Raw genomic sequence first — 13,926 nt, forward strand, 5'->3', positions numbered from 1 at the left:
GCTTCCTCATTGGCTCCTTTCCGGAGGAAAGCGATAGTAGGTATGGCAGGTGCCTTCGAAGGAAACCATACATGGGCCAACAGGCTCCTCAGGATGGCAGACCGTCCCAAAGAGACGGCACTCCAGAGGAGAACGGACCCCCTGAATCACCTCTCCACAGAGGCACTCGGGATGCTCGATCGAGGGTTCCACTTCAATGTCGAAGCTTCGGGCATCCAGATCGGCATAGGCCTCTTTGAACCGATACCCGCTCTCCGGTATCGGTCCGAGACCCCGCCAGAGGGCGCCGTCCACCTCGAAGACCTCGGCGATCGCCTCCCTCGCCCGGGCGTTTCCGTCCTCCTCGACGACCCTCCGGTATTGGATCTCGACCTCCGGCCTCTCCTCCTCGATCTGGCGGAGGAGCATATAGATCCCCTGGAGGATGTCGAGGGGTTCGAAGCCCGCGATGACGCAGGCCTTGCCGAACTCCTTTACAATGAACCGATAGGGGTTGACCCCAAGGATGGTGGAGACATGGCCGGGAAGGAGGAACCCGTCGACCTTCACCCGGTTCGATTTTAGGAGGGCCGAAAGGGCAGGGGGAATCCGCTTCTGGCTGTTGAGGATAAAGAGGTTTCGGATCCCCTCCTCCTTGGCCTTCCGGATCGCCACCGAGATCGTAGGGGTCGTGGTCTCGAATCCGATGGCGAAAAAGACCACCCTTCGCGTCGGGTTCTCCCGGGCGATCCGGATGAGGTCGAGGGACGAGTAGATCATCCGGATGTCCCTTCCCTCGGCCTTCTCCTTCTGGAGGCTCGACCGCGAGCCCGGGACCTTCATCATGTCGCCGAAGGTGAGGAGGATCGTCCCGTTCTGCCGGGCCAGGGCGAGGCCGAGATCGATATCCTGATTGGGGGTGACGCAGACCGGGCAGCCCGGACCCGAAAGGAGCCTCACCTGCTCCGGCAAAAGGTTCCTCAGCCCCGAACGGAAGATGGAAACGGTATGGGTCCCGCAGACCTCCATGAGTTGTACAGGCCGTTTGGAGGTCTTCTCGATCCTCTTCAGGATTCCCCTGGCCAGGTCCCCATCCCGAAATTCATCGATGAACTTCATGCCGACTCTGCAAGCTCGTTCAGAATCCTTAAGGTCTCCTGCGCCTCGGCCTCGTCCACTTTATGGATGGCAAATCCGGAGTGGATGAGGACATAATCTCCGACCGAGACATCGGGGCAGAGCTCGATGGAGATCTCCCGGGTCACGCCTCCCACGTCAACCTTGGCCACATCCTTTTCGATTTCGACGATCTGTCCGGGGATGCCTAAACACATGAGAACAACCTCGCCTGGGCGATGACCGCCTGGCCGAGCGAGAGGCCTCCGTCGTTGGCCGGGACCTGATGGTGGAGGAAGGTCTCGAATCCTTCCTTTTTTAGGGCTTCTGTGGTCAGGCTGAGGAGGAAGATGTTCTGGAAGACCCCTCCGCTCAGGACGACCCGATGAAGCCCCTCCTGGGCTCGAAGGGCCTTGCAGGTTTCGACGATCATCCGGCCCACCGTTCGATGGAATTTGCCCGAGATTTTAGATGGGGAAATCCCCTCTGTCAAATCGGCCACCACCCCCCGGATCACGGGAGAGGGATCGATCACAAAGGGCCGCTCCTCTCCCAAAAGATGGAAGGGGTAATCCTCCTCGACCTCTTGGTCCGCCATCGACTCCAGTTCGATGGCCGCCTGGCCTTCGTAGTTGACCTCGTCCCTCACCGAAAGGAGCGAGGCGATGGCATCGAAGAACCTTCCCATGCTCGAGGTCAGGGGGGTATTGACCTTTTTGTGGATGGCCTCTTGCAGAATGGCCCACTTCCCAAGGTCGACCCTGTCCATCAGATCGATCTTCAAGGAGGCCCACTCCTGGCCGAAGGCCTCCGAAAGGTAGACCATGGCCATCCTCCAGGGCTGTCGGATCGCCTTCGACCCTCCGGGCAAGGGGACCTTCTTCAGATGGGCCAGCCTTTTGAATTCCTTCGGACTGACCTTCAGGAATTCGCCTCCCCAGATCGTGCCGTCAGTTCCGAATCCGGTCCCGTCGAAGGCCACGCCGATCACCTCTCCCTCGATCCCATTTTCGGCCATGCAGCTGACGATGTGGGCGTGGTGGTGTTGGACTCCCACTTTGGGAAGGTCCGGGATGGCAAGGGCGTATTTCGTGGAGAGGTAGTCGGGATGGAGGTCGTAGGCCACGGCCTTCGGCTCGATGTTGAAGAGCCGTTTGAAATGCTCGATCCCCTCTTCGAAGGAGGAGAGGGTTTCGAGGTTTTCGAGGTCTCCGATGTGGTGGCTTAAGAAGGCGTAGGGCCCACGGGTGAGGCAGAAGGTGTTCTTCAGCTCTCCGCCGCAGGCCAGGATCATCTCGAGAGAGAAAGGGAGCTTGATGGGAAAGGGGACATATCCCCTCGATCGTCTAAGGAAGTAGGGCCTCTTGCCGAAGACCCTCAGGACCGAATCGTCACACCGGATATGGATCTCCCTGTCGTGAAGAAGGAAAAAGTCCGCGATCTCCCTGAGCCGGTTTATCGCCTCCTCGTTTTTGTAGGCGATCGGCTCTTCGCTCTTGTTTCCGCTCGTCATGACAAGGGTCCTAAGGTTCCCGCGGAGGAGGAGATGGTGAAGGGGGGAATAAGGGAGCATCACCCCCAGGGTGTTCTGATAGGGGGCCACAGAGGGAGCAATCGGAATGTTCCTTTTTCTCTTTAAAATCACGATAGGCCTTTCCGTCCCCTTAAGGAGCCTCTCCTCCTCGGGGTCGACCTCGCAATACCTTTTGACCTCTTCGAGATCCCGGCACATGAGGGCGAAGGGTTTGTCTTCTCGAAACTTTCTGGATCGGAGGGTGGAGACCGCCTCTTCGTTGGTCGCATCGCAGGCCAGGTGGAAACCTCCGATCCCTTTGACGGCAAGGATGGCCCCTTTCTCGAGAAGGTCGAGGGCTGTCTCTATCGGATCGCCCGGGAGTTGGTGACCCTGTCGATCCCTCAGTTCGATGCGAGGGCCACAGGAAGGGCAGGCATTGGGCTGGGCATGGAAACGCCTGTCGGAAGGATCCTCATACTCTTTCTGACAAGAAGGGCACATGACAAATGCCGTCATGGTCGTCTTGTGCCTGTCATAAGGGATGTCCTGGATGATGGTGAACCTTGGGCCGCAGAGGGTGCAGTTGATGAAGGGGTATCGAAACCTGACGTTTTCGGGCGAAAAGAGCTCCGCCAAACAGGCCTCGCAGGTGGCAAGATCCGGGGAGATGAGGGTGAATTTTTCCGGGGCCTCCTCGCTCTGCCGGATCTCAAAATCGGAGTAGCCTACGGGCGGTAGGTAGTTGACCTCAAAGGTCTCGATCCGGGCAAGAGCGGGGGCCAGGGCTGGGATGTCCCGAATGAACCGCTCGAGATTTCCATCCCCGCTTTCGGCCTCGATGAAGACCCCTTGCTCGTTATTGAGGACCCATCCACGGATCTCGCGACGTTTCGCCAGGTTGTAGATGAAGGGCCTGAACCCAATCCCCTGGACGATCCCGGTGATTCGGATGGTCGCTCGCCTAAGCCTCATACACCTATACTAACCTTTTTTAGAGGGTTTTTCTAATGGGGGACCTGGTGGCAAAAAAAGATTGATCTTCCCCACCCTTCTATGATATGGACAGAGAAGGGCGCAGCAAGAAAGGAGAGAGCCTATGGAGAAGGAGCGAATGGAACTCTTCGAACAGAAGTTATTCAGTATTGCCAGGCGGGACGACGTGGAGAGGATGAGGCAGGAGTTCCTCGCCCTTATCCGAAGGTTAAAGGAGGAGCAGAAAGAGTCGGCCCTCAGGTGGCTGGAGGGGGTTCAGTCGGAGCTTGAGGGATTGAAAAGGGAGGCCAAGGTCGACCTCGGCCCGATCATGGACGGGATGAACGAACTTGGTTCGAAGATCGAGGCCCTCCTTTTCCAAATGTTCCAATCCCTGGAGCCCAAGATCAAAGAGGTGGTGGCAAGTGCCATCCGGGCAGGCTTGGAAGAGGTATCCCTCGGTCATCGGGAATTGAAGGAGGAGATCCGCTCTGGCCTCTTGAAACAGGAAGGACAGCTGACCTCCTCTTTCCGTTCCATCCAAGAGGAGGAGAGGGCGACCCTCCATCGATTCGGCACCGAGCTGAAGACCGAGATCCTCCAACGGACGGAGGGGTTCGATCAGTTGAAGGGCCTCCTTCAAAATGTGTCCGGCGAGATTGAAAGCCTGAACGAAAGGGTGAGGGATGGATTTCTGGAGGTTCGGGAGGAACTGGGCGCGATGATCAAGTTCTCTTACGCCGACCTCGATAAAAGGATCACCGCCCTGGAGGCCCGGGTCAAGGCCCTCGAAAAGAAGGTATTGCCTTCAGGGAATCTATGAACGATTCGATTTTCTTAACATTTGTTTGGCTTTCAAAAGGTATTCAATATCCTGTTGATCTTTGACGTTCGGCTTTCTAACTTTTTTTAGACGGACCAGATCATCAATTGAAGGGATTCGAAAACTGACTTTTGCTCTTTTATCCTCCTTGAGAACCGAATTGCCATAACACCCTTCAAATTCAATCGTCTCATTCTCAGTGTTCTTAACGCTCTTCTGGAAAAAGAGATCATACTTTTTAGTTCCCGAGTATCCTGTGACGATGGGGCTCTTGGTGTCAGGAGAATGGGAAAGGTCAAAATCGAGTTTTTCCGAAAGAAGGGATAATACCTTTTTCTTATCTTCCGGGTGGAACCAAAGATCATGGTCTGCTGTCAGGACCGGCCCTCCATAAAGAATTACCGCTCTCCGACCAATGATGAGGTATCGAACCCTCAGGCGATTCAATTCACGAAGGAGTTTGAAAAAATCAACCTCTTTTTCGAGTTTCATGCTTTTTCAGGCCAAACTTTCTAATAAACTCCTGAATCTCTTTCCATTCCCTATCGACGCATTCCAGTCTCTGGGCAGGAGAGAATCTGAGAAACCAGCGAAGATCTTCCTCAAGCTGGCGCTGTCGCCATAAAGGGATATCTTTAAGGGTTTTTGGGTATTTGATTTTTAAAGGTGCCATCCTATTGGACCCCAAAACCATATTATCATTTTTATTGGAACTTGTGAATATTTTGTTGGTTTGATAAAAATGAGGAAGAGCCGCTTCTTGACTGGTCTTAAAATAAGGCATTGACGAAGTCGGTAGCGTTAAAGGCTTTGAGGTCGTCGATGGCTTCGCCCACCCCGATATAACGGATGGGAATTTTCATCGCTTCGGTGATGCCCACGATGATCCCTCCTTTGGCCGTCCCATCCAGTTTGGTCAGGGCAATGCCGGTCACCCCGACGGCCTCGTGGAAAAGCCTGGCCTGGGAGATGGCATTCTGACCGGTGGTCGCATCGAGGACGAGGAGGATCTCGTGGGGCGCTCCCGGACACTGTCTGCCGACGATCCGCTTGATCTTTTTCAACTCCTCCATCAGGTTGACCTTGGTGTGTAGCCTGCCCGCGGTATCGATGAAGACGAGGTCGACGTCCCTGGCCAGCGCAGCCTGGATGGCGTCGAAGGCCACGGCGGAGGGGTCCGAACCCTTGGACTGCTTGATGAAATCCGCTCCGACCCGCCTGGCCCAGATCTCGAGCTGCTCCACGGCCGCAGCCCGGAAGGTGTCGGCCGCTCCGATGAGGATCTTCCTCTTCTGAGCGGCGTACTGGTGGGCGAGCTTGCCGATCGTGGTCGTCTTGCCCGTCCCGTTGACCCCCACGACCATGAAGACGAAGGGCCGGGTCTGATTGAAGTCGATGAGAAGAGGCCGTTCTGCCGTCCGGAGGATTCGCAGGATCTCCTCCCGGATGTAGGCCTTGACCTTTTCCGGATCCTGAAGGTCGCCCCTTTTGAGCCCTTGGCGGACGCCCTCGATCAGATCGGTCGTGGTTTTGACCCCGATGTCGGCCTCATAGAGCAAGGCCTCCAGTTCATCGAGGAGGTCTTGGTCGATCGTCTTCTTCCCGAGGAAGAGGCGGTCGATCTTCTCCACGAATCCCTGATGGGTCTTGGAAAGCCCTTTTTTTAACTTTTCGAAAAAACCGAACATCGCGGTCTCCGGACGGCCTTAACGGTAACACCCGCGGGCCGTAAAATCAAATGGGCAATAAAAAAGGCGAGGAGAACCTCGCCTTTTCTGAAATCCGGGGACTTCTACTTCTTCACTTCTTCGAAGTCAGCGTCCACGACATCTTCTTGCGCTTTGGCCCGGGGACCTTCTTGGCCGCCTCCTCCAGGACCGGCTCCTGCTGCCGTCTTCTGGGAGGCTTTGGCGTACATGGCCTCGGCCAGCTTATGGGAAGTGCGGGTCAGCTCGTCCTGGGCGGACTTGATCGTCCCAAGGTCGTTGGAATCCATCGCCTTTTTGGCCTTGGCGATGGCGTCCTCGATACTCTGTTTCTCAGAGGCATCGATCTTGTCCGCATACTCCCTGAGGGACTTCTCCGTCGTGTAGATGAGCGTATCGAGGTGGTTCCGAGCCTCGGCAAGCTCCCGCCTCTTCTTGTCCTCCGCGGCATGGGCCTCGGCATCCTTGATCATCCTTTTGATCTCATCCTCGGTGAGGCCACTGGAGGCGGTGATCCGGATCGACTGCTCCTTGCCCGTCCCCAGGTCCTTGGCCGAGACGTGGACGATGCCGTTGGCATCGATGTCGAAGGTGACCTCGATCTGGGGAACCCCGCGAGGCGCCGGAGGGATCCCGACCAGCTCGAACTGGCCTAAGGTCTTGTTGTCGGCCGCCATCTCCCGTTCGCCTTGGAGCACATGGATCGTCACCGCCGGCTGGTTGTCCGTGGCGGTGGAGAAGATCTGGCTCTTTTTGGTCGGGATGGTCGTGTTCCGCTCGATCAGCTTGGTGAAGACCCCGCCGAGCGTCTCGATGCCGAGGGAGAGTGGCGTGACATCGAGGAGGAGGACGTCCTTGACCTCGCCCTTGAGGACACCCGCCTGGATGGCGGCTCCGATGGCCACCGCCTCGTCCGGATTGACGCTCTTGTTCGGCTCCCGTCCGAAGATCTCCCTGACCTTCTCCTGGACCTTGGGCATCCGGGTCATGCCGCCCACCAGGATGACCTCATCGATATCCCTCGGAGAGAGGCCAGCGTCGGCCAGGGCCTGGCGGCAGGGACCCTCCACGCTGTTGATAAGGTCTTCGGTCAATTTCTCCAGCTTGGCCCGGGTCAGCTTCATGTTGAGGTGTTTAGGACCCGAGGCATCGGCCGTGATGAAGGGGAGGTTGATATCGGTCTCCATCATCGTGGAGAGCTCGATCTTGGCCTTCTCGGCCGCCTCCTTCAGCCGCTGGAGGGCCATCCGGTCTTTCCGGAGATCGATCCCCTGATCCTTTTTGAATTCATCGGCCAGGTAGTCGATGATCCGTTGGTCGAAATCATCCCCACCGAGGTGGGTATTGCCGTTGGTTGATTTGACCTCGAAGACTCCATCCCCCAGCTCGAGGATCGAGATGTCGAACGTCCCGCCTCCGAGGTCGAAGACCGCGATCTTCTCGTCCTTCTTTTTGTCGAGGCCGTAAGCGAGGGAGGCCGCGGTCGGCTCGTTGATGATCCGGATGACGTTGAGCCCAGCGATCCGGCCCGCGTCCTTCGTCGCCTGGCGCTGGCTGTCGTTGAAGTAGGCCGGGACGGTGATGACCGCATCGGTCACCTTTTCGCCGAGATAGGCCTCGGCCGTCTCCTTCATCTTCTGAAGGATGAAGGCCGATATTTCAGGAGGACTATAGTCCCTGTCCCGGATCCTCACCCAGGCATCGCCGTTTTTGTTTTCGATGATCTTATAGGGAAGGATCTTGATGTCCTTCTGGACCTCGGGGTCGCTGAACTTCCTTCCCATCAGTCGTTTGATGGAGAAGATCGTATTTTCGGAGTTGGTGATGGCCTGTCGTTTGGCGATCTGGCCCACCACCCGTTCCCCTTTGTCTGTGAAAGCGACGACGGAAGGCGTCGTCCGGCTTCCTTCGGGATTGGCGATCACCACCGGATCTCCTCCCTCCATCACCGCCACCACCGAGTTCGTCGTTCCTAAATCGATTCCTATCGTCTTTGCCATGGCCGTTCTCCCTTCTTATAAAAATTGATGTTTTTCGATTGGAGAGATCATTGCTCCTTCGCGAGGGGTTTGGACACGGAAACGGTGGCCGGTCTCAGCAACCTCTCGTTCAGGAGATACCCTTTTTGAAATTCCTCGACCACCCGGTTGGGTTCGTGCTGATCCGTCTCCACCATGAGCATGGCCTCGTGCCGCTCCGGATCGAAGGGTTGTCCCACGGAGTCGAAGGCCGTGAGACCAAAGCGGTTCAAGGTTCGGTGGATCTCTTTCAGCGTCAGCCGAACCCCCTCGATCAGAACCCCTGCGTCGGCCACCTTTTCAGCATGGTTGACCGCCCTTTCGAGATTGTCGATGAAGGGCAGGATCGCACGGATCAGATCCTCGTTGGCAAATTTGGTCCACTCCTCTCTCTCCTTGACCGTTCTCTTTTTATAATTTTCGAAATCGGCCGCAACCCTCAACAGCCGATCCAGGTTCTCCTTGGCCTCCCTCTCCTTCTCCTCGAGACGCCTCTTCAGCTCCTCGATGTCGAGGTCCTTCCCGTCGCCCTGGTCTGGCGATGCACTAAGTGCCGACGGGCTTTCGGCAACACCGCTTCCCTCCTTACCCTCCGTTACGGGTTTATCCTCTTTTTCCGATCTGCTCATCGTAGGGACTCCAGATCATTGGTTATAGGTATCGAGGATCTCGTTCAAGAGTTTGGCCGAATAATCGACCAAGGGAACGATCCTCGCATAATTCATCCTCCGGGGGCCGATGACGCCGAGGGCTCCCCAAACCCTGCCCTCACACCCATAGGCCGATGTCACCAGGCTGCAGGCCCCCATCTCCTGCACCTGGCTCTCCGAGCCGATGGCGATCCTGACCCCTTTGGGGGCCAAACACTTGTCGAGGAGTTTGACCATGGTGGCCTTCTCCTCGAAGGCCCGAAAGAGGTCGGTCATGTCCGATCTTTTCGAAAATTCGGGTTCGGACAGGATATTGGTCCTTCCGTCGATGAAGACGTCGACCTCCTCGAAGGAAGCAAAGGCCTTTCCGCCCAATTTAATCGCCTCCTGAAAGAGACGGTCGAAGGCGGCCTTCTCCCTCCGCATCCGATCGAAGAGCTTCTCCCTTACCTGTTGAAGCGTCAGACCTGCCAGGTGTTCGTTGAGCCCATCCGAGAGCCGGTCGAGCTCGGCCTGGGAGAGATCCTCGTCCATTTCGATGATCCGGTTCTGGACGATCCCTGTGGTGCTGACAAAGATCACCAGGGTCAGATTCCTCCTCAATTTGACAAATTCGATATGTTGGAGGATGAGCTCGCTCAGCCTGGGGGCCCAGACGACGCCCAAACAGTTCGAAAAGGAGGAGAGGACCCGGCTGACCTCGCTGAAAAGGTCTTTCCACTCCGATCTGGAGTGAACATACCGCGATCGGATCTCTCGCTTTTCCTCGCTGCTGAGGTCGTGGAGGTCGAGGATCGAGTCGACGTAGAGCCGGAGCCCTTTCTCCGTCGGAACCCTTCCCGCCGAGGGATGGGGCTGGAAGAGAAGCCCGTACTCCTCGAGGTCGGCCATGATGTTACGGATCGTCGCCGAGCTGAGGCCGAGTTTTGACTTCTTCGAGATGGCGATCGAACCCACCGGTTCACCCGAATGGATGTAATCCTCGATGACCGCCCTCAAGACCTCTTTCATTCGGTCGGTTAAATAAAACATCCGCCTGCCCCTCCCTGCGAACGACCTAAAGATAATTACGGGGGTGGGGTTTGTCAAGCCTTCAACCGAAGGGGGGCATCAAAAAAAGATTAAAGATATCAAATAGTTGTTTGATAACCGGGTAAAGGCGCCAAAATGGCGAAGGCCCCACCTCCTCCGGGGACTATTTGAAATGGTCAAAGCCAGGGCGAGGCAGAGAAACCTCTTTGCCAGATGGGTCGATGAGCTCAAGCCCCGCCTGTTTTGGAAGGATCTCCCCAATGCGGGTGATCGGCAGGTTTAACGTCTTTGAAAGGCGGGCAAGAGCAGGCCTCCATCTTCGCGGGGACGTGAAGAGGAGCTCGTAATCCTCTCCCCCGTTTAGGCCGAGGTGGCATGGATCTTCGGAATACCGGCGAGCCCACTTCCGGAGGAGAGGGGAGAGAGGAAGGCGATCGGTCCAGATCCGTGCCCCCACGTTGCTCTCTTCCAGGATATGTCCGGCGTCGCTTACCAGACCATCGCTCACGTCGATCATGGCCGAGGCGATTTTCATCTTTGCCAAGGCCCTGCCCAGTTCGACCCTCGGGGTCGGGCAGAGATGCCGCTCAAGCAACCCTTTGGGTTTCCGGATGCGGTTTTGGTCCTGGAGAATCTTTAGGCCCAAGGCAGAATCCCCTAAGGTTCCGGAAACATAGAGGTCTTCCCCAATCTTTGCGCCGCTCCTGAAGAGGAGGTGGTCTTTCTTGCCTTCGCCGATGAGGCAGATATTAATGACGATTCGATCCGAGAGAGAGGTGTCTCCGCCCACCAGTTCCACCTGGAAACGCTTGATCATCTCTTTAAACCCTCGGTAGAGTGAAGAAACAAAGGCGACCGGGAGATCCTTCGGAAGGCCAAGGGTGACGAGAAAGTATTTCGGAGTCCCTCCCATGGAGGCGATATCGCTGAGATTGACCGCAAGGGATTTTTTCCCCAATCGGTAAGGGTCGATCCAGACCCTCTTGAAATGGATCTCCTCGATCAGGATGTCTGTCGTCAAAAGGAGGGCCTTTTTACCCTGATCGATCACCGCGACATCATCGCCGATGCCCAGAACCACCTCGGGATGGACCGATCTTCCCCATCTGCGAATCTTTTCAATGAGTCCGAACTCCCCGATGTCTTTCAGGGTTTTCATCAAGAGAGCCTGCCCCGAGGCCTAAATTGCGCCCTTAAACCTCTCTTTTCGACCAGGGCGATCCGAAGGACCTCGTCCATGTGTTTGACCGGAATGAATTCGAGCCGTTTGCGCAGGTAGGAGGGAAGCTCCATCAAATCCTTCTGGTTACGATGGGGGATGATGACCTTTTTGATATTGGCCCGAAGTGCGGCAAGGGCCTTCTCCTTCAGCCCTCCCACCGGCAGGACTCGTCCCCTTAACGTGATCTCTCCGGTCATTGCCACATCCTTCCTTACCGGGATGCTCGACAGAGCAGACAGAAGGGAGACGGCCATGGTGATCCCGGCAGAGGGCCCATCCTTCGGGATGGCCCCTGAAGGGACATGGATGTGGACATCTTTTTCGTTCAGTTCCTTCACGTTGAACCGATAGGCCTTGGCCTTCGAGCGGGCATAGGTAAAGGCGGCCTGGGCAGACTCCCTCATCACCTCGCCCAGGTGGCCGGTGAGGATGAGCGAGCCCTTGCCAGGGGTGGTGGAGGACTCCACATGGAGGACCTCGCCGCCCGCCTCTGTCCAGGCCAGCCCGGTGGCCACCCCCACTTCATTTTTCTCCTGCTCCTCGTCGAGGAGGTACTGGGGCGGACCGAGGAATTGATGGAGGTTCCTCGAGGTAATTCTCGTCTTCTCCTTCCTTCCCTCGGCGACCTTCTTGGCGACCTTTCGGCAGATGGCCGCAAGCTCCCTCTCCAGATTCCGGAGGCCGGCCTCTTGAGTATACTGGGAGATGATCTGGAGGATGGCCTGATCAGAGATCTCTATCAATTCCGGTCCGATGCCGTTCTCCTCCATCTGCCGGGGAAGGAGGTAAGCCCTGGCGATCTTCAGCTTCTCAAGGTCTGTATAACCGGGGATTTCGATCACCTCCATCCGGTCCCTCAGGGCAGAGGGGATGGCGTCGGTGACGTTCCCGGTCGTGATGAACATGACCTGGGAGAGATCAAAAGGGACGTTAAGGTAGTGGTCGCTGAAGGCATTGTTCTGCTCGGGGTCGAGGGCTTCGAGCAGGGCCGAGGCAGGATCTCCACGGAAATCGACGCCGATCTTGTCGATTTCGTCCATCATGAAGACAGGGTTGTTGGTCCCCGCCTGCTTGATCGACTGGATGATCCTGCCGGGCATGGCGCCGACGTAGGTCCGGCGGTGCCCCCGAATCTCCGCCTCGTCCCGGATGCCGCCGAGAGAGATCCTGACAAACTTTCTTCCAAGGGCCCTGGCGATCGATCTTCCCAAGGAGGTCTTTCCGACCCCTGGGGGGCCGATGAAACAGAGGATGGGGCCTTTCATCTTCTTCTTCAATTTATGGACGCTCAGATATTCGAGGATCCTCTCCTTGACCTTTTCAAGGTTGTAATGGTCCTCGTCGAGGACCTTTTTGGCCTTTTTGATATCGAGGTTGTCGGCGGTCGATTTCGACCACGGCATCTCGATCAACCAGTCGAGGTAGGTCCGCACGATGGTGGCTTCCGCGGAGTCAGGGTGCATCTGGTCGAGCCGTTCAAGCTCCTTGAAGGCGATCTTCTCGACCTCTTTGGGCATCTTGGCCTTTTTGATCTTTTGCTTGAGCTCTTTGAACTCCTTGGTCTGTTCGTCCGTTTCCCCAAGCTCACTCCGGATGGCCCTCATCTGTTCGCGCAGGAAGTACTCTTTCTGAGATTTCGTCATCTCCTCCCTTGCCCGGGACTGGATCTTGGCCTGCATGGTGAGGACCTGGAGCTCTTTGGCGAGAAGGTCGTTCACCCGCCTCAACCGCTCGATGGGGTCGAAGATCTCGAGTAGTTCCTGGGCCTTCTCCACCGGAAGCTCAAGGTTGGAGGCCACCAAATCCGCAAGCCTTCCGGGATCGTCCACCCCCTCCAGGACAAACATCAGGTCGGGCGAGATGAATCTCCCATACGAAGCGATCCTCTCGAGCTGCTCCCTCACGCTCCTCATCAACGCCTCGATCTCGAGCGTGATTTCGGTAATAAAAGGGTCGGTGATGTTCTCCACCTTGGCAATCAGGTAGGGAGTGACCTGGACCATCTCCTTCAGCGTGGCCTTGGAGAGGCCCTGAACGAGGATCTTGATCTTTCCGTCAGGCAGTTTGAGCATCTTCATCACGAGGGCGATGGTCCCCACCCGGTAGAGGTCCTTGAGGGTGGGTTCGTCCTCCGAGGGATTCTTCTGGGAGACGAGAAAGATGAGCCGGTCTTTGGCCAGGGCCTCCTCGAGGGATTTGATCGATCTCTCCCGGTTGATAAAGAGGGGGAGGATCATATAAGGAAAGACGACCACGTCCCTCACCGGGAGGAGAGGAAGTTTGTCTGGAGGGGTAATCGGATCTTTGTCACGATTTTTTTTCATGGCGCTTCAAGATGGTTTCGATGATCGCAGAGGTTGACCACCCTTCCGTGAGAGGAAGGACGATGACCTTGCCGCCCGAGGCCTCCACGACCTCCCGGCCGACGATGGTTTCTTTCGTATAATCGCCGCCTTTCACCAGGATATCCGGCCTCAGCAGATCGATGAGGGTGAAGGGGGTGGGCTCGTCGAACAGGGTGATGAAATCGACGCACCAGAGCCCGGAAAGGATCTCGGCCCTCACCTCCTCCGGAAGGATGGGACGGAGAGGGCCCTTGATCCTCTGAACGGACCGATCGGTATTTAAACCGACGACCAGGACGTCGCCGAGCGCGCGGGCTTGCTCCAGATACCGAATGTGACCTGCATGGAGGAGGTCGAAACAACCATTGGTGAAGACAACCCGTTTCCCCTTAGCTTTAAGATCTTGAAGGATCCCTTTAAGCTCTTCTTTTCCTTTGATCTTTTCCTTCATCACCTTCCCTAATCCATTCGTACCAGATTTGCTCTTGAGAGTCAACAGCGACCGGATCCCCTGCCCTTTGGCGATCCAAGAGGATCCCTCATCCAG

12 protein-coding genes are annotated in these 13,926 nt (G+C 56.6%); 1 reads left to right on the forward strand and 11 read right to left on the reverse strand.

The window, feature by feature from the left end:
- Positions 1–6: 6 nt before the first annotated feature.
- The 3 genes from hypD to hypF are packed head-to-tail and all read right to left on the reverse strand — an operon-like array spanning position 7 to position 3,583.
- Positions 7–1,098, reverse strand: a complete 1,092-nt coding sequence (hypD, locus tag N3G78_03705) for a hydrogenase formation protein HypD (protein ID MCX8117027.1) — start codon at positions 1,096–1,098, stop codon at positions 7–9.
- Positions 1,095–1,313, reverse strand: a complete 219-nt coding sequence (locus N3G78_03710; GenBank protein MCX8117028.1) for a HypC/HybG/HupF family hydrogenase formation chaperone — start codon at positions 1,311–1,313, stop codon at positions 1,095–1,097. The genes hypD and N3G78_03710 overlap by 4 nt, the downstream gene beginning before the upstream one ends.
- Positions 1,304–3,583, reverse strand: a complete 2,280-nt coding sequence (hypF, locus tag N3G78_03715) for a carbamoyltransferase HypF (GenBank protein MCX8117029.1) — start codon at positions 3,581–3,583, stop codon at positions 1,304–1,306. Before hypF ends, N3G78_03710 begins: the two co-directional genes overlap by 10 nt.
- Before the next feature lie 124 nt (positions 3,584–3,707).
- Here hypF and N3G78_03720 point away from each other — a divergent pair, with 124 nt between their 5' ends.
- Positions 3,708–4,406 (forward strand): hypothetical protein, encoded by a 699-nt coding sequence (locus tag N3G78_03720; GenBank protein MCX8117030.1) that lies wholly within the window; start codon positions 3,708–3,710, stop codon positions 4,404–4,406.
- On the opposite strand, the gene N3G78_03725 is transcribed toward N3G78_03720, so the two are convergent.
- The 8 genes from N3G78_03725 to rfaE2 all read right to left on the reverse strand — a co-directional run bounded on the left by N3G78_03725 (position 4,401) and on the right by rfaE2 (position 13,830).
- Positions 4,401–4,898, reverse strand: coding sequence for a hypothetical protein (locus N3G78_03725; GenBank protein MCX8117031.1), 498 nt, complete (start codon positions 4,896–4,898; stop codon positions 4,401–4,403). The genes N3G78_03720 and N3G78_03725 overlap by 6 nt on opposite strands.
- 278 nt (positions 4,899–5,176) lie before the next feature.
- The gene (ftsY, locus tag N3G78_03730) at positions 5,177–6,094 is read right to left on the reverse strand and encodes a signal recognition particle-docking protein FtsY (protein ID MCX8117032.1); all 918 of its coding nucleotides are present in this window, start codon (positions 6,092–6,094) and stop codon (positions 5,177–5,179) included.
- A 104-nt stretch (positions 6,095–6,198) separates the two neighbouring features.
- The gene (gene dnaK / locus N3G78_03735; protein ID MCX8117033.1) at positions 6,199–8,112 is read right to left on the reverse strand and encodes a molecular chaperone DnaK; all 1,914 of its coding nucleotides are present in this window, start codon (positions 8,110–8,112) and stop codon (positions 6,199–6,201) included.
- 47 nt (positions 8,113–8,159) lie between these two features.
- On the reverse strand, positions 8,160–8,759 hold the full coding sequence (gene grpE / locus N3G78_03740) for a nucleotide exchange factor GrpE (GenBank protein MCX8117034.1): 600 nt from the start codon (positions 8,757–8,759) through the stop codon (positions 8,160–8,162).
- A gap of 15 nt (positions 8,760–8,774) precedes the next feature.
- Positions 8,775–9,812, reverse strand: coding sequence for a heat-inducible transcriptional repressor HrcA (gene hrcA / locus N3G78_03745; protein ID MCX8117035.1), 1,038 nt, complete (start codon positions 9,810–9,812; stop codon positions 8,775–8,777).
- Between the two features lie 163 nt (positions 9,813–9,975).
- On the reverse strand, positions 9,976–10,971 hold the full coding sequence (thiL, locus tag N3G78_03750) for a thiamine-phosphate kinase (protein ID MCX8117036.1): 996 nt from the start codon (positions 10,969–10,971) through the stop codon (positions 9,976–9,978).
- Positions 10,971–13,358, reverse strand: a complete 2,388-nt coding sequence (gene lon, locus N3G78_03755) for an endopeptidase La (protein ID MCX8117037.1) — start codon at positions 13,356–13,358, stop codon at positions 10,971–10,973. The genes thiL and lon overlap by 1 nt, the downstream gene beginning before the upstream one ends.
- Positions 13,342–13,830, reverse strand: coding sequence for a D-glycero-beta-D-manno-heptose 1-phosphate adenylyltransferase (rfaE2, locus tag N3G78_03760; protein MCX8117038.1), 489 nt, complete (start codon positions 13,828–13,830; stop codon positions 13,342–13,344). The genes lon and rfaE2 overlap by 17 nt, the downstream gene beginning before the upstream one ends.
- Positions 13,831–13,926: the final 96 nt, after the last annotated feature.

The sequence above is a fragment of the Thermodesulfobacteriota bacterium genome (assembly GCA_026415035.1).
Lineage (GTDB): Bacteria > Desulfobacterota > BSN033 > BSN033 > UBA1163 > RBG-16-49-23.